Origin of the sequence: Pseudomonas sp. UBA6699, assembly GCF_002454615.1 — a bacterium.
In the GTDB taxonomy this organism is placed as follows: domain Bacteria; phylum Pseudomonadota; class Gammaproteobacteria; order Pseudomonadales; family Pseudomonadaceae; genus Aquipseudomonas; species Aquipseudomonas juntendi.
The window spans coordinates 50718-68985 of record NZ_DKJF01000020.1 but is presented as its reverse complement, the minus strand read 5'-3'; the positions used below and the strand labels follow the sequence as shown (position 1 = coordinate 68985).

Genomic DNA, 18268 nt, shown 5'->3' with positions numbered 1-18268 from the left:
CCCGCGAAGGGCTGCAAAGCAGCCCCAGTTAACGCTTGACTGACAGGCATTAGCCTAACCCCCAGTCATATCGTTAGACTTTTTCGATCTAGCTGGCCGCCTAAATAGAAGCAGCCCCTGTGATACAGTGATCCGCTCGAACACGGCCCGCAGGCCGTCCATAAGATCGTTTTTCGTGAGTAGCCATGGTCGACAAACTGACGCACTTGAAACAGCTGGAGGCGGAAAGCATCCACATCATCCGCGAGGTGGCCGCCGAGTTCGACAACCCGGTGATGCTGTACTCGATCGGCAAGGATTCCGCCGTGATGCTGCATCTGGCGCGCAAGGCCTTTTTCCCGGGCAAGCTGCCGTTCCCGGTCATGCACGTCGACACCCAGTGGAAATTCCAGGAGATGTACAGGTTCCGCGACAAGATGGTCGAGGAAATGGGCCTGGAGCTGATCACCCACGTCAACCCCGAGGGTGTGGCGCAGGGCATCAACCCGTTCACCCATGGCAGCTCCAAGCACACCGACATCATGAAGACCCAGGGCCTGAAACAGGCGCTGGACAAGCATGGTTTCGACGCCGCCTTCGGTGGTGCTCGCCGCGACGAAGAGAAGTCGCGGGCCAAGGAGCGTGTGTACTCGTTCCGTGACAGCAAGCACCGCTGGGACCCGAAGAACCAGCGCCCCGAGCTGTGGAACGTGTACAACGGCAAGGTCAACAAAGGTGAGTCGATCCGCGTCTTCCCGCTGTCGAACTGGACCGAACTGGACATCTGGCAGTACATCTACCTCGAAGGCATCCCGATCGTGCCGCTGTACTTCGCTGCCGAGCGTGAAGTCATCGAGAAGAACGGCACCCTGATCATGATCGACGACGAGCGCATCCTCGAACATCTCTCCGAGGAAGAAAAGGCCCGCATCGTCAAGAAGAAGGTGCGTTTCCGTACCCTCGGCTGCTACCCGCTCACGGGCGCTGTCGAGTCGGAGGCCGAAACGCTCACCGATATCATTCAGGAAATGCTCCTGACGCGCACTTCCGAGCGCCAGGGCCGGGTCATCGACCACGATGGCGCCGGTTCCATGGAAGACAAGAAACGTCAGGGTTATTTCTAAGCTTCAAGTTACAAGCGGCAAGCTGCAAGACAGAAGCGGAGCGAGTAGTTTCTGATTTTTGTGGACTGCCGCCTGCATTGCGGGCGCACAGGGAGTGCCTGCAGTGGGTTTTGAGAAGTTGCTGGTTTGGCAGAGAAGTAAAAATTTAGCCGTTGAGATATATCGGGCATTTGCTGGGTGTCGGGATTTTGGATTCAGGTCCCAAATCACTCGAGCAGCCGTTTCAATCCCCTCCAATATCGCTGAGGGAATGGAGCGCAGAGGAATGCGGGAGAAAGCATGGTTCCTGAGCGTGGCGAAGGCTTCCTGCGCAGAACTGCGGACCCAACTGATCATCGCCGGTGAAATTGGTTATTTGCCTGCCGAATTGGCCAACGACTGGATAACTGAAACCCGTGAGCTATCCAGAATGCTTGCTGGGTTGATCAACAAAATTTCTAACTAGCTGTACGCCGACAAGCTTGCTGCTTGAAGCTTACAGCTTGGAGCTTGAATGCAATGAGTCATCAATCCGATCTGATCAGCGAGGACATCCTCGCCTACCTGGCTCAGCACGAGCGTAAAGAACTGCTGCGTTTCCTCACCTGCGGCAACGTGGATGACGGCAAGAGCACCCTGATCGGGCGCCTGTTGCACGACTCCAAGATGATCTACGAGGACCACCTCGAGGCCATCACCCGCGATTCGAAAAAGTCTGGCACCACCGGCGAAGAGGTCGACCTGGCGCTGCTGGTAGACGGCCTGCAGGCCGAGCGTGAGCAGGGCATCACCATCGATGTCGCCTACCGCTATTTCTCCACCGCCAAGCGCAAGTTCATCATCGCCGACACCCCGGGCCACGAACAGTACACCCGCAACATGGCCACCGGTGCATCCACCTGTGACCTGGCGATCATCCTGGTCGATGCCCGCTATGGCGTGCAGACCCAGACCCGCCGCCACAGCTACATCGCGTCGCTGCTGGGCATCAAGCACATCGTGGTCGCGGTCAACAAGATGGACCTGAAGGGCTTCGATGAAGGCGTCTTCGAGGCCATCAAGGCGGACTACCTGAAGTTCGCCGAAGCCATCAACCTGACCCCGAGCAGCCTGCACTTCGTGCCGATGTCGGCGCTCAAGGGTGACAACGTGGTCAACCACAGCGAGCAATCGCCGTGGTACACCGGCCCGACCCTGATGGAAATCCTCGAAACCGTCGAAGTGTCGGCTGACCGCAACTTCACCGACCTGCGTTTCCCGGTGCAGTACGTCAACCGGCCGAACCTGAACTTCCGCGGTTTTGCCGGCACCCTCGCCAGCGGCGTGGTGCACAAGGGCGACGAAATTGTCGTGCTGCCGTCGGGCAAGAGCAGCCGGGTCAAGTCCATCGTCACCTATGAAGGTGAACTGGAAAGCGCCGGCCCAGGCCAGGCCGTGACCCTGACCATGGAAGATGAGATCGACATCTCCCGTGGCGACCTGCTGGTGCATGCCGACAACGTGCCGCCGGTCACTGACCAGTTCGACGCCATGCTGGTGTGGATGGCCGAAGAGCCGATGCTCCCGGGCAAAAAGTACGACATCAAGCGCGCCACCAGCTACGTGCCGGGCTCGATTGCCAGTATCACCCACAAGGTTGATGTGAACACCCTCGAGAAGGACGCCGCCAGCGCCCTGCAGCTGAACGAGATTGGCCGCGTCAAGGTATCCCTGGACAGCGCCATTGCCCTGGACGGTTACGACAGCAACCGCACAACCGGTGCGTTCATCGTCATCGACCGCCTCACCAACGGCACCGTCGGCGCCGGCATGATCATCGCCCAGCCAGTCTTGCCGCATGGCAGCACCGGCCAGCATGGCAAGCAGGCCCACGTGTCTACCGAGGAGCGCGCCCTGCGTTTCGGTCAGCAGCCAGCCACCGTGCTGTTCAGTGGCCTTTCTGGCGCCGGCAAGAGCACCCTGGCCTATGCCGTTGAGCGCAAGCTGTTCGACATGGGCCGTGCAGTGTACGTGCTCGACGGGCAGAACCTGCGCCATGACCTGAACAAGGGCCTGCCGCAGGACCGCGCTGGCCGCACCGAAAACTGGCGCCGTGCCGCCCATGTGGCGCGCCAGTTCAACGAAGCCGGCATGCTGACCCTGGCAGCGTTCGTGGCCCCGGATGCCGAAGGCCGCGAACAGGCCAAGGCGCTGATCGGCAAGGATCGCCTGGTAACGGTTTACGTGCAGGCGTCCCCACTCGTTTGCCGCGAGCGTGACCCACAGGGCCTGTACGCTGCCGGTGGCGACAACATCCCGGGCGAAAGCTTCCCGTTCGATGTGCCGCTGGATGCCGACCTGGTGATCGACACCCAGGCCACCAGCGTGGACGAAGGCGTTAAACAGGTGTTGGACGTACTGCGTCAGCGTGGTGCTATCTAAGCGCTGGCCTGCACTACCAAAAACCCCGCTTCGGCGGGGTTTTTTTGTGCAGGTTGTCTCACGCCTGGTGATGCGCCAGGGGGGCGTGCTTGCCGTTCAGATGTGGTGTTCCGATACAGGAATTACCCGGCGCTCCTTGACGGCCTTGTAGGAAAAACTCGAATAGATCTCCTTCACCCCCGGCAACCGCTGCAGCACCTCGCGGGTGAATTCGCCGAACGATTCCAGGTCCCTCGCCAGAATCTCCAGCAGAAAGTCGTAGCGCCCAGAGATGTTGTGGCAGGCGACGATTTCGGGAATTTCCATCAGCCGCTGCTCGAACGCCAGGGCCATGTCCTTGGTGTGCGAGTCCATCATGATGCTGACAAAAGCAGTGACGCCGAACCCCAGTGACTTGGGCGAGAGCACGGCCTGGTAACCGGTGATGTAGCCGTTGTCCTCCAGCAGTTTGACGCGGCGCCAGCAGGGCGAGGTGGTCAGTGCCACCTGGTCAGCGAGTTCGGCAACGGTGAGGCGGGCGTTGTCCTGCAGGGCGGCCAGCAAGGCGCGGTCGGTGCGATCGAGGCTCGAAGGCATGTTTTGCCCTCCTGCTTGTTTGATTGTTGTTTTCTTTCCACCAAGCAGGCCGCTGTGTGGGCTACTTTGGAAAAATTCGGGCAGCTCGGTGGCATAAGCTTATAGCAAACCACAAGAGGCTGTTGCCATGCGCGACTCCCATAACAACACCGGTTTTTCCACGCGAGCCATCCACCACGGCTACGACCCGCTGTCCCATAGTGGCGCGCTGGTGCCGCCGGTTTACCAGACCGCCACCTATGCCTTTCCCACTGTTGAACACGGCGCAGCGTGCTTTGCCGGGGACGTGGCAGGGCATTTCTACAGCCGCATCTCCAACCCCACGTTGGCGCTGCTGGAGGAGCGCATGGCTTCGCTGGAGGGTGGTGAGGCAGGCTTGGCGCTGGCGTCGGGGATGGGCGCGATTACCTCGACAATCTGGACACTGCTGCGCCCCGGCGACGAACTGATCGTGGGGCATACCTTGTATGGGTGCACCTTTGCGTTTCTGCATCACGGCATTGGCCAGTTCGGGGTGAAGGTCCGTCACGTCGACCTCAATGACGCCAAGGCTTTAAGGGCGTCCATCACCCGCAAGACACGCATGATCTACTTTGAGACGCCAGCCAATCCCAACATGCAGCTGGTGGATATCGCGGCGGTCGCCGACGTGGCCCGTGGGCATGACTTGCATATCGTGGTCGACAACACCTATTGCACGCCCTACCTGCAGCGGCCATTGGCGTTGGGGGCGGATCTGGTGGTGCATTCCGCGACCAAGTACCTCAGTGGCCATGGTGATATCACCGCGGGGTTGGTGGTGGGGCGCAAGGCGCTGGTCGACCGTATCCGTCTGGAAGGGTTGAAAGACATGACCGGGGCGGTGCTATCCCCGCATGACGCGGCTTTACTGATGCGCGGGATCAAGACCCTTGCACTGCGCATGGACCGCCATTGCGCCAATGCGCTACAGGTGGCGCAGTTCCTGGCTCGGCAGCCTCAGGTCGAGCTTATCCACTACCCGGGCTTGCCATCGTTCGCCCAATACGAGCTGGCGCAGCGGCAGATGCGTTTGCCGGGCGGGATGATTGCTTTTGAGCTCAAGGGTGGCATCGAGGCCGGGCGCAAGTTCATGAATGCACTGCAGCTGTTTGCCCGGGCGGTGAGCCTGGGGGATGCCGAATCGTTGGCGCAGCACCCCGCGAGCATGACCCATTCCAGCTATACGCCAGAGGAGCGGGCGCATCACGGGATATCGGAGGGGTTGGTGCGCTTGTCGGTGGGGTTGGAGGATGTGGAAGACTTGCTGGCGGATGTCGAGCAGGCCTTGCAGGCCTGCAGCTAGGTTGTTTGGGCTGGCCGTTTCATAGAACAGTACATAACTTATTGATTTAGCAGGGTCCTGTGGGAGCGGGCGTGCCCGCGAAGAATCCAGCGCGGTGGCTGGCACCGGCTACGCCGGTGTTCGCGTGCACGCCCGCTCCCACAGATATTGCGCAGATTTCAAATGCTGTGGCGTACCTGGGCTGCCCACAAAAAAGGCCTCTCGCGAGGCCTCCTTCATGTTCAGCGAATCAACGCTTGAGCCCGTAGCTCTCGTCGAGCATGCCCGGGGAATTCGGCACCTTTGGCGCATAATCGCGCGGCACTTCGGCAGTGTCCTTCGGCGGGGTCAGGCGATCACGAGGGCCATGCGCACCTTCGGAGTGCAGGGCGGCCAGCAGGCGCTGGCGGGTCAGTTCGTCCAGCGCCAGGGTGTTGGCACCGTCGGCCAGGTGGTCCTGGACATCCTGGTAGCTCTGGGTCAGCTTCTTGACCAGTACTGCAGTGCTGTTGAAGTGGGTAACCACTTCGTTCTGGTAGTTGTCGAAGCGTTTCTGCATTTCATCCAGCTGGCGCTGCGTGCTGCTGGGCGCGGCATTGGGCAGCAGGCGAGCCACGACGAAACCGACGACCACGCCAATGACAAGGGCCAAGGTCGGCAACAACCAAACAAGGAGCGAGAGTTCCACGAGTCCTTCCTCTATAAACGGCTTTGCTTTACGTTAACGGCTCAGACCTGCGCTGTATACCGCGAGCGATCGCAAATCAGAACAGAATTCCTCACCTAGACGAAACGACCCACCCCGAGGTCACGGAGTAGTGCCTTGCTTGTCCGCGAAACCCCCTTGTTCATCGATGGCCCCAGTGGTCAGTTGGAAGCCTTGTACCTGGACGTGGCCGATGCCCGCGGAGCGGTGCTGATCTGCCACCCCAACCCGGTTCAGGGCGGCACCATGCTCAACAAGGTGGTCTCGACCCTGCAGCGCACCGCCCGTGATGCCGGCTATGTGACCCTGCGGTTCAACTACCGGGGCGTTGGGCAGAGCGCTGGCAGCCACGACATGGGCGCAGGCGAAGTGGCCGATGCCGAGGCTGCTGCGGCCTGGCTGCGCGATAAGCACCCGCAATTGCCGCTGGTGCTGATGGGCTTCTCGTTCGGCGGCTTCGTTGCCACCAGCCTGGCTGGCCGCCTGGAGGCGGGCGGCGTGAGCCTGCAGCACTTGTTCATGATTGCCCCAGCGGTAATGCGCCTGACCGACGAATTCCCCCTGCCACAGCAATGCCCGATCACCGTGGTGCAGCCGGAGGCCGATGAAGTGGTCGCGCCGCAGCTGGTTTACGATTGGTCCGACAGCCTGTCGCGCCCCCATGAGCTGCTGAAAGTGGCAGAATGCGGACACTTCTTTCATGGCAAGCTGACCGATCTCAAGGATCTGCTGCTGCCGCGCCTTTCGAACTGAGCCAAGCCTGAATAAGCGAACACCCATGACCACGCGCATTCTTACCGGTATCACCACCACCGGCACTCCGCACCTGGGCAACTACGCCGGCGCCATCCGCCCGGCGATCCGTGCCAGCCAGCAGCCCGGTGTCGACTCGTTCTATTTCCTGGCCGACTATCACGCGCTGATCAAGTGCGACGACCCGCTGCGCATCCAGCGCTCGCGCCTGGAAATCGCCGCCACCTGGCTGGCCGGTGGCCTGGACGCCGACAAGGTGACCTTCTACCGCCAGTCCGATATTCCGGAAATCCCCGAGTTGACCTGGTTGCTGACCTGCGTTGCAGCCAAGGGTCTGCTCAACCGTGCACATGCCTACAAAGCCTCGGTGGACAAGAACGTGGAAGCCGGTGAAGACCCGGATGCCGGCGTGACCATGGGCTTGTTCAGCTACCCTGTGCTGATGGCGGCCGACATCCTGATGTTCAATGCCAACAAGGTGCCGGTGGGCCGCGACCAGATCCAGCACGTGGAAATGGCCCGGGACATCGGTCAGCGTTTCAACCACCTGTTCGGCCAAGGCAAGGACTTCTTCGCCCTGCCAGGGGCGGTGATCGAAGAAAGCGTGGCGACCCTGCCGGGCCTGGACGGGCGCAAGATGTCCAAGAGCTACGACAACACCATTCCGTTGTTCACCAGCGCCAAGGACATGAAAGACGCCATCTCGCGCATCGTGACCGATTCGCGTGCGCCTGGCGAAGCCAAGGACCCGGACACTTCGCACCTGTTCACCCTCTACCAGGCCTTCGCTACGCCAGAACAGTGCGCCGGGTTCCGCGACGAGTTGTTGCAGGGCCTGGGCTGGGGCGATGCCAAGCAGCGCCTGTTCCAGTTGCTGGACGGCCAGTTGGCGGAAAAACGCGAGCACTACCACCAGCTGATCGCGCGCCCGGCCGACCTTGAGGATATCCTGCTGGCGGGGGCCGCCAAGGCCCGCAAGATTGCCACCCCGTTCCTGGAGCAACTCCGCGAGGCGGTTGGCCTGCGCTCGTTCCGCAGCAGCGTGCAAACCAGTACCGAAGTGAAGAAAAAGGCCGTCAAGAGCGCGCGTTTCGTCAGCTTCCGTGATGAGGACGGCAGCTTCCGCTTCCGCCTGCTGGCCGCCGACGGTGAGCAACTGCTGTTGTCGCGCAGCTTTGCCGACGGCAAGAGTGCAGGTGCGGTGAGCAAGCAACTGCAGCAGGGTGCTGAGGCCGATGTGCGTGTGCAGGGCCTGGGTTTCGGCTTGTGGCTCAACGGTGAACAGGTTGCCGACGGGCCGCAGTTCGCCAGCGCTGAAGCGCGGGATGCAGCCATTCGAAGCCTGCACGAAGCCCTGGCCCCACAACAGGACTGAGGCAATTCGCCGCAACTCCAATTGCCATAAAGCGGGCCGGTCGCTACAGTGACGGCCCGTTTTTTGTTGCCTCGCTAACGAATCATGACTCCCTTAGAACGCTATCAAGCAGATCTGAAACGTCCCGACTTCTTCCATGACGCGGCGCAGGAAACTGCTGTGCGTCACCTGCAGCGCCTGTACGACGACCTGGTACAGGCGCAGAACAACAAGCCGGGGGTATTCGGCAAGCTGTTCGGCAAGAAGGAGCAGACCCCGGTCAAGGGCCTGTACTTCTGGGGTGGAGTAGGGCGGGGCAAGACCTACCTGGTCGATACCTTCTACGAGGCGCTGCCGTTCAAGCAGAAGATGCGCACCCACTTCCACCGCTTCATGAAGCGTGTGCACGAGGAAATGAAGACCCTCAAGGGTGAGAAGAACCCGCTGACCATCATTGCCAAGCGCTTCAGCGAAGAGGCCAAGGTGATCTGCTTCGACGAGTTCTTCGTCTCGGACATCACCGATGCGATGATCCTCGGCACCTTGATGGAAGAGCTGTTCAAGAACGGCGTGTCGCTGGTCGCCACCTCCAACATCGTGCCCGACGGCTTGTACAAGGACGGCCTGCAGCGCGCGCGTTTCCTGCCGGCCATCGCCATGATCAAGCAGTACACCGACGTGGTGAACGTCGACAGCGGCGTGGACTACCGCCTGCGTCATCTGGAGCAGGCCGAACTGTTCCACTACCCGCTCAATGAGGCAGCGCACGAAAGCATGCGTGCCAGCTTCAAGGCGCTGACCCCGGAATGCACCCAGGCGGTCGAAAATGACGTGCTGATGATCGAGAACCGCCCGATCAATGCCTTGCGTACGTGCGACGACGTTGCCTGGTTCGACTTCCGGGCATTGTGCGACGGGCCGCGTAGCCAGAACGACTACATCGAGCTGGGCAAGATCTTCCACGCGGTGCTGCTGAGCAATGTCGAGCAGATGGGGGTGACCACCGATGATATCGCGCGGCGTTTCATCAACATGGTGGACGAGTTCTACGACCGCAATGTCAAGCTGATCATCTCGGCCGAGGTGGAGCTAAAAGACCTGTACACCGGTGGGCGCCTGAGCTTCGAGTTCCAGCGTACCCTGAGCCGCTTGCTGGAGATGCAGTCGCACGAGTTCCTGTCTCGGGCGCACAAGCCCTGAGATCAGCGGCAAGCTTCTAGCTGCAAGCCTCAAAAAAAAGCCGGAGCAGGCCACGAGCTGCTCCGGCTTTTTGCTTTGTCTTGTAGCTTGCAGCTAGAAACTTGCCGCTGCTGAAAGCCCTCAAGCCTCCTGCATGAACTGCTGCCGGTACTGGTTCGGCGACAACTCGGTATGCTGGCGGAACAGCCGCGCAAAGAAACTGGCATCGTCGTAACCGACCTCGTAACTGATGGTCTTGATGCTCTTGCGCGTGCTCGACAACAACCCCTTGGCCGTTTCGATCCGCAGCCGTTGCAGGTAGTGCAGCGGCTTGTCGCCGGTCGCCCCCTGGAACCGGCGCATGAAGTTGCGAATGCTCATGCCGTGGTTGCGGGCCACATCCTCGAAGCGGAACTTGTCCGCGAAGTGCTCTTCCAGCCAGTGCTGGATCTGCAGGATGATCAGGTCCTGATGCAGCTTCTGCCCGCCAAACCCCATGCGCCCTGGCGTGTAGTTGCGCTGCACTTCGTAGAGGATGTCGCGCGACACCGCACGGGCCACATTGGCCCCGCAGAAACGCTCGATCAGATAGATGTACAGGTCGCACGCCGAAGTGGCGCCGCCAGCGCAATAGATGTTGTCGGCGTCGGTCAGGTGCTTGTCCTGGTTCAGGCGGATCTTCGGGAAGCGCTCGGCGAAGCTGCTGAAGAAGCGCCAGTAGGTGGTCGCCTCCTTGCCGTCGAGCAGGCCACTTTCGGCCAGCCAGAACACGCCACTGGCCTCGGCGCATAGCACCGCGCCGCGGGCGTGCTGGCTACGCAGCCACGGCAGCACCTGTGGGTAGCGTTGCAGCAGGTTGTCGAAGTCGTCCCAGTAGGCTGGCAGGATGATGACATCGGCGTCATCCAGGCCGCCGTCGACCGGTAGCTGAACATTGCTGAAGCTGTCCACGGGCAGGCCATCGGGGCTCACCAGGCGGATCTCGAACATGGGCTGCAAGCCCAGGCCCAGCTGCTTGCCGTAGCGCAGGCTGGCGAGGTGGAAGAAGTCCTTGGCCTGCATCAAGGTCGAAGCGAACACCTTGTCAATGGCCAGGATGCTGACGCGCCGCAGCGACGCGGGGGGTTGGGTAAACATCATTGTCATTGTTCTTATAGGGTAGAGTGGTCAATCACCGGCTGGATCGTCTTATTTTTTTGGTCGAGCTGCAAGCTTCAAGCTACAAGCTTCAAGCTACAAGCTGCAAGATAAAGCAGGTCAGCATGCGGACTGCTCTGTCTTGTAGCTTGTAGCTTGTAGCTTGTAGCTTGCAGCTTGCAGCTTGCAGCTCTGATCAAGGCGCCGGGTTCGGCTGCGCTTGGTGAATGGCTTCGATCGCCGCCAGCAGCTCGTCGCTCAGGTGCAGCTCGGCGCTGGCCAGGTTGCTGTCCAGTTGCTGCAGGCTGGTAGCGCCAATGATGTTGCTGGTCACGAACGGCTGGCCCGTCACGAACGCCAGGGCCATCTGCGCCGGGTCCAGGCCGTGCTCGCGGGCCAGCTGCACGTAGCGGCTGCAGGCGGCCACGGTCTGCGGGTTGGAGTAGCGGGCAAAGCGGCTGAACAGGGTCAGGCGGGCGTTTTCCGGCCGAGCGCCGTTCTCGTACTTGCCCGACAGCATGCCGAATGCCAGCGGCGAGTACGCCAGCAAACCGCATTGCTCGCGAATGGCGACTTCCGCCAGGCCCACCTCGAAGCTGCGGTTGAGCAGGTTGTACGGGTTCTGGATCGATACCGCCCGTGGCCAGCCCCGGCTTTCGGCCAGTTGCAGGAATTTCATGGTGCCCCACGGCGTTTCGTTGGACAGGCCAACATGACGGATCTTGCCCGCCCGCACCTGGTCGTCCAGCACTTCCAGCGTTTCTTCCAGCGGCGTGAAGTGATCGTGCGGCAGGTGCTGGTAGCCCAGTTTGCCGAAGAAGTTGGTGCTGCGTTCCGGCCAGTGCAGCTGGTACAGGTCGATGCGATCGGTCTGCAGGCGCTTGAGGCTCTCGTCCAGCGCCGCGACGATGTGCTGGCGGTTGTGCTTGAGCTGGCCATCGCGGATGTGGCTGATGCCGTTGCCGGGGCCGGCAACCTTGCTGGCCAGCACCCAGTCATCACGGTCACCGTTGGCCCTGAACCAGTTGCCGATGATGCGCTCGGTAGCGGCGTAGGTTTCCGCGCGTGGGGGCACCGGGTACATTTCGGCCGTGTCGATGAAGTTGATCCCCGCGGCCTTGGCCCGGGCAATTTGGCCGAAAGCCTCTTCCTGGTCGTTCTGCTCGCCCCAGGTCATGGTGCCCAGGCACAGGGCGCTGACGTTGAGGTCGGTTCGGCCGAGCTGGCGGTATTCCATCGGGTAAACACTCCTTGGCAATGGAAGCTCATCAAAGCAGGTTGAAATTTTTCGCGCAATCTGGATAATTCAGCCCCTCTCCGCGTGGCGGAAGTGATGCACCATCACGCAGGAAGAACCCCGTCGAATATTGGCGTGCCCGACCCGAGCCCCCAAAAGCGTCAGTGTTCGGCTGCGCGCTTGCCCTTGGCAAGCTGTGCACTATCCAGTAAGATTCGCCGTCTATTTTTCGCTGGGCGGCCTCTGAGGCTTTAGAGAATGAAAACTTTTACTGCTAAACCGGAAACAGTAAAGCGCGAGTGGTTCGTAGTCGACGCCGCTGGCCAGACCCTGGGTCGTCTGGCTACCGAAATCGCTACCCGTCTGCGTGGCAAACACAAACCAGAATACACCCCTCACGTTGACACCGGCGACTACATCGTCGTTATCAACGCTGAACAGGTTCGTGTGACTGGTGCCAAGTCTTCCGACAAGATGTACTACTCCCACTCCGGTTTCCCGGGCGGTATCAAGGAAATCAACTTCGAGAAGTTGATCGCCAAGGCCCCTGAGCGTGTTATCGAAACCGCGGTCAAAGGCATGCTGCCTAAGAACCCGCTGGGTCGCGACATGTACCGCAAGCTGAAAGTGTACGCGGGTGCTGCTCACCCACACACTGCTCAGCAGCCTCAAGAACTGAAGATCTAACGGGATAGTTCATTATGTCGGCGACTCAAAATTACGGCACTGGCCGTCGCAAGACCGCAACCGCTCGCGTATTCCTGCGTCCGGGTACTGGTAACATCTCCATCAACAACCGTTCTCTGGACGTGTTCTTCGGTCGCGAAACCGCTCGCATGGTTGTTCGTCAGCCGCTCGAGCTGACCGAAACCGTTGAGAAGTTCGACATCTACGTCACCGTTTCCGGTGGTGGTGTCAGCGGTCAGGCCGGTGCGATCCGTCACGGTATCACCCGCGCGCTGATGGAATACGACGAAACCCTGCGTGGCGCTCTGCGTCGTGCTGGCTACGTCACCCGCGACGCTCGTGAAGTCGAGCGTAAGAAAGTGGGTCTGCGTAAAGCGCGTAAGCGTCCTCAGTACTCCAAGCGTTAATACCGCTTCGGCAGTCGAAAAAAGCCCGGTTCCTTGGAACCGGGCTTTTTTTTTGCCTTGAACTAACCTGTCAGCATGTCTGTGGCCGCTCGTCGCATAGACGCAGATCAAGCAAAGCGCTGGTATTGGGCCCTTGCCCGGCTAATCCCTTGTCAGTGTGTGGATTTGTTTCTTACCATGGCGACCAAATTTTAGTGCCACAGACACAACCTAAGTACAGGCCTGGTTCAACAGGCCAAGCAAGCTGATGGGAGAGGACTGAATGAGCAATGACGGCGTCAACGCAGGCCGGCGCCGCTTCCTCGTAGCCGCGACATCCGTGGTCGGGGCAGCGGGAGCAGTGGGGGCTGCGGTACCGTTCGTGGGGTCATGGTTTCCCAGTGCCAAGGCGAAAGCCGCGGGAGCACCGGTGAAGGTCAATATCGCCAAGGTCGAGGCCGGGCAGCAGATGGTAGCCGAGTGGCGAGGCCAGCCGGTGTTCATCGTCAGGCGCACCGAGGAGATCCTCGGTAACCTGAAGAAAATTACCGGCGAATTGTCTGATCCCGATTCCAAATCTTCGGTGCAGCCGACCTATGTCGACCCCGAAGTCCGCTCCATCAAGCCGGAAATCCTCATTCTCGTCGGCCTGTGCACGCACCTGGGCTGCTCGCCCACCTTCCGCCCGGAGGTTGCGCCAGCCGACCTGGGCCCTAAATGGGTGGGTGGCTACTTCTGCCCGTGCCACGGCTCCCACTACGACCTGGCTGGGCGTGTTTACAAGTCGCAGCCGGCGCCACTCAACCTGCCCGTACCGCCGCACTCGTACGAGTCGGACGATATCATCGTCATCGGCGTCGACCAGGAGAAAGCATGATGAGCAAGTTCATGGACTGGATTGATGCTCGCTTCCCCGCGACCAAGATGTGGGAAGATCACCTGAGCAAGTATTACGCGCCCAAGAACTTCAACTTCCTGTATTTCTTTGGCTCCCTGGCATTACTGGTGCTGGTCAACCAGATCGTCACCGGTGTGTGGCTGACCATGAGCTTCACGCCCTCGGCAGAAGAGGCATTCGCCTCGGTCGAGTACATCATGCGTGACGTCGAATACGGCTGGATTCTGCGCTACCTGCACTCCACGGGTGCTTCGGCGTTCTTCATCGTGGTTTACCTGCACATGTTCCGCGGCCTGCTCTACGGCTCCTACCAGAAGCCCCGCGAGCTGGTCTGGCTGTTCGGCATGTTGATCTACCTGGCGCTGATGGCCGAGGCCTTCATGGGTTACCTGCTGCCGTGGGGCCAGATGTCCTACTGGGGTGCCCAGGTCATCATTTCGCTGTTCGGTGCCATCCCGGTGATTGGTGGCGACCTCACCCAATGGATTCGTGGTGACTACCTGATCTCCGGCATTACCCTGAACCGCTTCTTCGCCCTGCATGTGGTCGCCCTGCCTATCGTCATCCTCGGCCTGGTGGTGCTGCACATTCTTGCCCTGCACGAAGTGGGTTCGAACAACCCCGATGGCATCGACATCAAGAAGAACAAGGACGAAAACGGCATTCCGCTCGATGGCATTCCGTTCCACCCGTACTACACCGTCAAGGATATTGTCGGCGTGGTGGTGTTCCTCTTCGTATTCTGTGCGGTGGTGTTCTTCTTCCCGGAAATGGGCGGTTACTTCCTGGAAAAGCCGAACTTCGAGCAGGCCAACGCCTTCAAGACGCCGGAGCATATTGCCCCAGTGTGGTACTTCACACCGTTCTACGCCATCTTGCGTGCGGTGCCTGACAAGTTGATGGGTGTGATCGCCATGGGGGCGGCGATTGCGGTGCTGTTCGTACTGCCCTGGCTCGATCGCAGCCCGGTGCGTTCCATGCGTTACAAAGGCTGGATCAGCAAGCTCTTCCTGCTGGTGTTCTGCGTGGCCTTCGTCATCCTCGGCGTGCTGGGCGTGCTGGCACCGACACCTGGGCGCACGCTGTTGTCGCAGGTGTGCACGGTGCTGTACTTCGCCTACTTCCTGTTGATGCCGTTCTACACAAGGCTCGAGAAGACCAAACCGGTTCCGGAAAGGGTGACTGGCTGATGAAAAAGTTGATTGCAGTATTTTTGCTGGCACTGATGCCTGCCTTTTGCTTCGCTGCCGAACACGGGCTGGAACTGGACAAGGTCGATATCGACCTGACCGACAAGGCCGCCATGCAGGACGGCGCGCGGACGTTCGCCAACTATTGCATGGGCTGCCACAGTGCCAAGTTTCAACGCTACGAGCGTGTGGCCGATGACTTGGGCATCCCCCACGAGCTGATGCTCGAAAAGCTGGTGTTTACCGGGGCCAAGATCGGTGATCACATGCAGATCGGCATGAAGCCCGAAGACGCCAAGACCTGGTTCGGTGCCGCGCCGCCCGACCTGACCCTGGTGGCCAGGGTACGTGGTACCGATTGGCTGTACACCTACCTGCGCAGTTTCTACGAGGACCCCTCGCGGCCTTATGGGGTGAACAACAAGGTGTTCCCGAACGTCGGCATGCCCAACGTGCTGGTCGGCCTGCAGGGCAACCAGGTAATCGGCTGCAAGCAGGTGCAGACGGTGACCGATGGGAAGAAGCAATTCGACCCGTTGACCGGTAGCCCGATTACCCATGAAGCCTGTGACCAGCTGACCGTTACGCCGAAATCCGGTACCCTGACCGCCGAGCAGTTCGACGAGAAGGTCAAGAACCTGGTGACCTTCCTGGCCTATTCGGCCAACCCGGTCAAACTGGAAAGCCAGCGCATCGGTACCTATGTGTTGCTGTACCTGGCTTTCTTCTTCGTATTCGCCTATTTGCTCAAGCGTGAATACTGGAAGGACGTGCACTGATCACGCAGTAATTTCTGGTTGTTGAACGCGCCCGGGGCGCCTGGCAGAAATGCCAGGATGCCCCGGGCGCGTTTTCATTTAAAGTTGCACAGCATCTCGTGCGAGGAGCCGCTACATGGGCGCAACCAACAGGTTAGCCTGCTATTCCGACCCCGCTGACCATTATTCTCATCGGGTACGTCTGGTGCTGGCCGAGAAGGGTGTCAGCGTGCAGGTCATCGATGTCGATCCGGCGCGCCTGCCGCCCAGGCTGGCCGAGGTCAACCCGTATGGCAGTGTGCCGACCCTGGTCGACCGTGACCTGGCGTTGTATGAATCGACCGTGGTGATGGAATACCTCGAGGAGCGTTACCCGCACCCGCCGCTGATGCCGGTATACCCGGTTGCGCGCGGCAACAGCCGTTTGCTGATACACCGCATTCAGCGCGACTGGTGTGCTCTTGCCGATAGCGTGCTCGATTCGCGCAGCAGCGAGGCTACCCGAAGTGAAGCGCGCAAGGCCCTGCGCGAAAGCCTGACCGGTGTTTCGCCATTGTTCAATGAGTTCGCCTGTTTCATGAGCGATGAGCAAAGCCTGGTCGATTGTTGTCTACTGCCCATACTCTGGCGCCTGCCAGTGTTGGGCATCGAGTTGCCCCGGCAAGCGAAACCGCTGCTGGATTACATGGAGCGCCAGTTCGCCCGCGAGCCATTCCAGGCGAGCCTGTCCTCTGTAGAACGTGAAATGCGCAAGCTTTAAGGAGCCGTTGATGAACTCCAGTCGCCCCTATCTGGTTCGAGCACTGTACGAGTGGATCGTCGACAACGATTGCACGCCCCATATGCTGGTCAATGCCGAATACGCACAGGTGCAGGTACCGGATGGTTTCGCCAATGATGGCCAGATTGTCCTGAATATTTCGCCAAGTGCTGTGCGCAACCTGCACATGGATAACGACGCGGTCAGTTTCGAGGGCCGTTTCAGTGGCGTGACCCATTTGCTGTTCGTGCCGGTTGGCGCCATCCTGGGCATCTACGCCCGCGAAAATGGCCAAGGCATGGTCTTCGAGCTGGAGCAGCCGCTGACGGATAGCGATGACCTGGAAGACGATGATGTGCAGCCGGATGACGATGGCCCGCCAGAAGGTGGTGGCCAGCCGCCGCGCCCGACTGGTCGACCAAGCCTGAAAGTGGTCAAGTAGTAAAAAAGGCGACCTTGTAGGATTAATGCCAGCAGTTAAGTAATTTGGGGCCGCAAAGCAGCCCCAATAACGCTTAACTGACAGGCATCAACCTTGAAGGGTCGCCTTTTTTAGGCCGGGATTGTTGTCTTGCCGGCCCAGGGTTCTTCAGTCGATGTACTCGAAGAGTTTGACGATTTTTTGCACACCCGATACGCCCTGCACTACGGCAGTGGCGGAATTGGCCTCCTGCTGGGTCACCAGGCCGAGCAGGTAGACGATACCGTTCTCGGTAATGACCTTGATTCGCGAACTGGGCACGGCGCTGTCAGTCAGCATCTGGGTCTTGATCTTGGTGGTCAGCCAGGCATCGTTGTTGCGCGCCAGAATCGAAGACGGCTGCATGACCTGCAGCTCGTTGTGCACCTTTTTCACCCGTTGTACCTGGCTGGCGGTTTGCTCGGCAAGGCTCTTGAGGTCAGCGCGTGGGGTTTGGCCAGCGAGCAGGACGATACCGTTGTAGCTGCTGACAACGATGTGCGAGCCCTTGTCCAGGTCCGGGTTGGCCTTGGAGATGTTGACCGCGGCTTTGGTTTCGATCAGCGAGTCGTCGATCTTGCTGCCGATGGTGCGCGTGCCGCGGTCGTCTTCAATGGGCGAATTGCGGGCAGAGGTGAGTACCGAGCTGCAGCCGGTAACGCTCAGGCACAGAGTCAGGGCCAGCAGGCCAAGGCGCATAGGGGTCATTCTTCACTCCCGAACAGTTGGCTGTCGATCAGGTCGCACAGGCAGTGGATCGCCAGCAGGTGGACTTCCTGGATGCGCGCGGTCACTGTCGAAGGTACGCGGATTTCCACGTCCTCTGGCAGCAGCAGCGAGGCCATGCCGCCGCCGTCGCGCCCCGTCATTGCTACGACAATCATTTCGCGGTCATGCGCGGCCTGGATCGCCTGGATCACGTTGGCCGAGTTACCGCTGGTGGAGATCGCCAGCAGAACATCGCCCGGTTGGCCCAGTGCGCGGATCTGCTTGGAAAAGACTTCGTTATAGCTGTAGTCATTGGCGATCGAAGTCAGGGTCGAACTGTCGGTGGTCAAGGCGATGGCCGGCAAACTCGGGCGTTCGCGCTCGAAGCGGTTGAGCAGTTCCGAGGAGAAGTGCTGGGCGTCGCCGGCCGAGCCGCCGTTGCCACAGGCGAGCATCTTGCCCTCATTGAGCAGCGCATTGACCATGACCAGGCTGGCCTGCTCGATGTGCGGTGCCAGGATGTCCATCGCCTGTTGCTTGGTTTCGATGCTGGCCTGGAACAGCCGGCGAATTCGGGATTGCATGTCCATCTGGTGACCTTAAATGGGGCGGTGGCCTTTGTTACGCGCAACAACGACCAGCCCGCGATACATAGAGCAAAAAAAACGTAGAG

At 60.2% G+C, this 18268-nt stretch carries 20 protein-coding genes; 14 read left to right on the top strand and 6 right to left on the bottom strand.

The features are described 5' to 3' along the window. The first annotated feature begins 185 nt into the window (after nucleotides 1-185). The 3 genes from cysD (at nucleotide 186) to cysN (ending at nucleotide 3503) form a co-directional block, all read left to right on the top strand. A complete protein-coding gene (gene cysD / locus B3361_RS03825) occupies nucleotides 186-1103 on the top strand; it encodes a sulfate adenylyltransferase subunit CysD (protein WP_009684445.1) in 918 nt (305 codons plus the stop codon). Nucleotides 1104-1206: 103 nt separating this feature from the next. Next, on the top strand, nucleotides 1207-1548 hold the full coding sequence (locus B3361_RS03820) for a four helix bundle protein (RefSeq protein WP_029887200.1): 342 nt from the start codon (nucleotides 1207-1209) through the stop codon (nucleotides 1546-1548). A gap of 53 nt (nucleotides 1549-1601) precedes the next feature. Next, nucleotides 1602-3503, top strand: coding sequence for a sulfate adenylyltransferase subunit CysN (gene cysN, locus B3361_RS03815; RefSeq protein ID WP_009684444.1), 1902 nt, complete (start codon nucleotides 1602-1604; stop codon nucleotides 3501-3503). Between the two features lie 96 nt (nucleotides 3504-3599). On the opposite strand, the gene B3361_RS03810 is transcribed toward cysN, so the two are convergent. Beyond that, entirely contained in the window at nucleotides 3600-4079 is a 480-nt protein-coding gene (locus B3361_RS03810; protein ID WP_009684443.1) for an Lrp/AsnC family transcriptional regulator, read from the bottom strand. Nucleotides 4080-4206: 127 nt separating this feature from the next. Between B3361_RS03810 and B3361_RS03805 the strand changes: the two genes are divergently transcribed. Beyond that, complete coding sequence (locus tag B3361_RS03805) at nucleotides 4207-5403, top strand: methionine gamma-lyase (protein WP_054905346.1); 1197 nt, start codon at nucleotides 4207-4209, stop codon at nucleotides 5401-5403. Between the two features lie 229 nt (nucleotides 5404-5632). On the opposite strand, the gene B3361_RS03800 is transcribed toward B3361_RS03805, so the two are convergent. Then, nucleotides 5633-6070 (bottom strand): YhcB family protein, encoded by a 438-nt coding sequence (locus B3361_RS03800; protein ID WP_009684440.1) that lies wholly within the window; start codon nucleotides 6068-6070, stop codon nucleotides 5633-5635. A 135-nt stretch (nucleotides 6071-6205) separates the two neighbouring features. Here B3361_RS03800 and B3361_RS03795 point away from each other — a divergent pair, with 135 nt between their 5' ends. From B3361_RS03795 to zapE, 3 genes are all read left to right on the top strand, one after another. After that, a complete protein-coding gene (locus B3361_RS03795) occupies nucleotides 6206-6841 on the top strand; it encodes an alpha/beta hydrolase (RefSeq protein WP_054905345.1) in 636 nt (211 codons plus the stop codon). Nucleotides 6842-6866: 25 nt separating this feature from the next. Beyond that, complete coding sequence (locus B3361_RS03790) at nucleotides 6867-8216, top strand: tryptophan--tRNA ligase (RefSeq protein WP_054905344.1); 1350 nt, start codon at nucleotides 6867-6869, stop codon at nucleotides 8214-8216. Between the two features lie 84 nt (nucleotides 8217-8300). Further along, nucleotides 8301-9395, top strand: coding sequence for a cell division protein ZapE (gene zapE / locus B3361_RS03785; RefSeq protein WP_029886538.1), 1095 nt, complete (start codon nucleotides 8301-8303; stop codon nucleotides 9393-9395). A gap of 120 nt (nucleotides 9396-9515) precedes the next feature. Here zapE and B3361_RS03780 read toward each other — a convergent pair whose 3' ends face one another. Continuing rightward, entirely contained in the window at nucleotides 9516-10436 is a 921-nt protein-coding gene (locus B3361_RS03780; RefSeq protein ID WP_177331338.1) for a GlxA family transcriptional regulator, read from the bottom strand. A gap of 271 nt (nucleotides 10437-10707) precedes the next feature. Continuing rightward, nucleotides 10708-11748 carry an NADP(H)-dependent aldo-keto reductase gene (locus tag B3361_RS03775; protein ID WP_009684435.1) on the bottom strand — a complete coding sequence of 347 codons (1041 nt, stop codon included), beginning with the start codon at nucleotides 11746-11748 and terminating at the stop codon, nucleotides 10708-10710. Nucleotides 11749-12006: 258 nt separating this feature from the next. On the opposite strand from B3361_RS03775, the gene rplM reads away from it, so the two are divergent. The 7 genes from rplM to B3361_RS03740 all read left to right on the top strand — a co-directional run bounded on the left by rplM (nucleotide 12007) and on the right by B3361_RS03740 (nucleotide 16869). After that, nucleotides 12007-12435, top strand: a complete 429-nt coding sequence (gene rplM, locus B3361_RS03770; protein WP_003251819.1) for a 50S ribosomal protein L13 — start codon at nucleotides 12007-12009, stop codon at nucleotides 12433-12435. 14 nt (nucleotides 12436-12449) lie between these two features. After that, nucleotides 12450-12842 (top strand): 30S ribosomal protein S9, encoded by a 393-nt coding sequence (rpsI, locus tag B3361_RS03765; protein ID WP_003260797.1) that lies wholly within the window; start codon nucleotides 12450-12452, stop codon nucleotides 12840-12842. A 262-nt stretch (nucleotides 12843-13104) separates the two neighbouring features. After that, nucleotides 13105-13698, top strand: a complete 594-nt coding sequence (petA, locus tag B3361_RS03760) for a ubiquinol-cytochrome c reductase iron-sulfur subunit (RefSeq protein ID WP_009684434.1) — start codon at nucleotides 13105-13107, stop codon at nucleotides 13696-13698. Then, on the top strand, nucleotides 13698-14909 hold the full coding sequence (locus B3361_RS03755) for a cytochrome b (protein WP_029886541.1): 1212 nt from the start codon (nucleotides 13698-13700) through the stop codon (nucleotides 14907-14909). Before petA ends, B3361_RS03755 begins: the two co-directional genes overlap by 1 nt. After that, on the top strand, nucleotides 14909-15688 hold the full coding sequence (locus B3361_RS03750) for a cytochrome c1 (RefSeq protein WP_029886542.1): 780 nt from the start codon (nucleotides 14909-14911) through the stop codon (nucleotides 15686-15688). Before B3361_RS03755 ends, B3361_RS03750 begins: the two co-directional genes overlap by 1 nt. A 115-nt stretch (nucleotides 15689-15803) precedes the next feature. Further along, on the top strand, nucleotides 15804-16427 hold the full coding sequence (locus tag B3361_RS03745) for a glutathione S-transferase N-terminal domain-containing protein (RefSeq protein WP_054905343.1): 624 nt from the start codon (nucleotides 15804-15806) through the stop codon (nucleotides 16425-16427). Nucleotides 16428-16437: 10 nt separating this feature from the next. Further along, nucleotides 16438-16869 carry a ClpXP protease specificity-enhancing factor gene (locus B3361_RS03740; protein WP_054905342.1) on the top strand — a complete coding sequence of 144 codons (432 nt, stop codon included), beginning with the start codon at nucleotides 16438-16440 and terminating at the stop codon, nucleotides 16867-16869. A gap of 147 nt (nucleotides 16870-17016) precedes the next feature. Here the strand turns inward: B3361_RS03740 and B3361_RS03735 are convergent, their stop codons facing one another. After that, nucleotides 17017-17595 (bottom strand): BON domain-containing protein, encoded by a 579-nt coding sequence (locus tag B3361_RS03735; protein ID WP_009684429.1) that lies wholly within the window; start codon nucleotides 17593-17595, stop codon nucleotides 17017-17019. Continuing rightward, nucleotides 17592-18185, bottom strand: coding sequence for a phosphoheptose isomerase (locus B3361_RS03730; RefSeq protein WP_029887793.1), 594 nt, complete (start codon nucleotides 18183-18185; stop codon nucleotides 17592-17594). The genes B3361_RS03735 and B3361_RS03730 overlap by 4 nt, the downstream gene beginning before the upstream one ends. Between the last annotated feature and the right edge of the window lie 83 nt (nucleotides 18186-18268).

Coding starts and splice junctions, on each gene's coding strand:
- cysD (WP_009684445.1), top strand. CDS start 186: ATGGTCGACAAACTGACGCACTTGAAACAGCTGGAGGCGGAAAGCATC.
- cysN (WP_009684444.1), top strand. CDS start 1,602: ATGAGTCATCAATCCGATCTGATCAGCGAGGACATCCTCGCCTACCTG.
- B3361_RS03810 (WP_009684443.1), bottom strand. CDS start 4,079: ATGCCTTCGAGCCTCGATCGCACCGACCGCGCCTTGCTGGCCGCCCTG.
- B3361_RS03805 (WP_054905346.1), top strand. CDS start 4,207: ATGCGCGACTCCCATAACAACACCGGTTTTTCCACGCGAGCCATCCAC.
- B3361_RS03790 (WP_054905344.1), top strand. CDS start 6,867: ATGACCACGCGCATTCTTACCGGTATCACCACCACCGGCACTCCGCAC.
- zapE (WP_029886538.1), top strand. CDS start 8,301: ATGACTCCCTTAGAACGCTATCAAGCAGATCTGAAACGTCCCGACTTC.
- B3361_RS03780 (WP_177331338.1), bottom strand. CDS start 10,436: ATGCAGGCCAAGGACTTCTTCCACCTCGCCAGCCTGCGCTACGGCAAG.
- B3361_RS03775 (WP_009684435.1), bottom strand. CDS start 11,748: ATGGAATACCGCCAGCTCGGCCGAACCGACCTCAACGTCAGCGCCCTG.
- rplM (WP_003251819.1), top strand. CDS start 12,007: ATGAAAACTTTTACTGCTAAACCGGAAACAGTAAAGCGCGAGTGGTTC.
- rpsI (WP_003260797.1), top strand. CDS start 12,450: ATGTCGGCGACTCAAAATTACGGCACTGGCCGTCGCAAGACCGCAACC.
- petA (WP_009684434.1), top strand. CDS start 13,105: ATGAGCAATGACGGCGTCAACGCAGGCCGGCGCCGCTTCCTCGTAGCC.
- B3361_RS03755 (WP_029886541.1), top strand. CDS start 13,698: ATGAGCAAGTTCATGGACTGGATTGATGCTCGCTTCCCCGCGACCAAG.
- B3361_RS03750 (WP_029886542.1), top strand. CDS start 14,909: ATGAAAAAGTTGATTGCAGTATTTTTGCTGGCACTGATGCCTGCCTTT.
- B3361_RS03745 (WP_054905343.1), top strand. CDS start 15,804: ATGGGCGCAACCAACAGGTTAGCCTGCTATTCCGACCCCGCTGACCAT.
- B3361_RS03740 (WP_054905342.1), top strand. CDS start 16,438: ATGAACTCCAGTCGCCCCTATCTGGTTCGAGCACTGTACGAGTGGATC.
- B3361_RS03735 (WP_009684429.1), bottom strand. CDS start 17,595: ATGACCCCTATGCGCCTTGGCCTGCTGGCCCTGACTCTGTGCCTGAGC.
- B3361_RS03730 (WP_029887793.1), bottom strand. CDS start 18,185: ATGGACATGCAATCCCGAATTCGCCGGCTGTTCCAGGCCAGCATCGAA.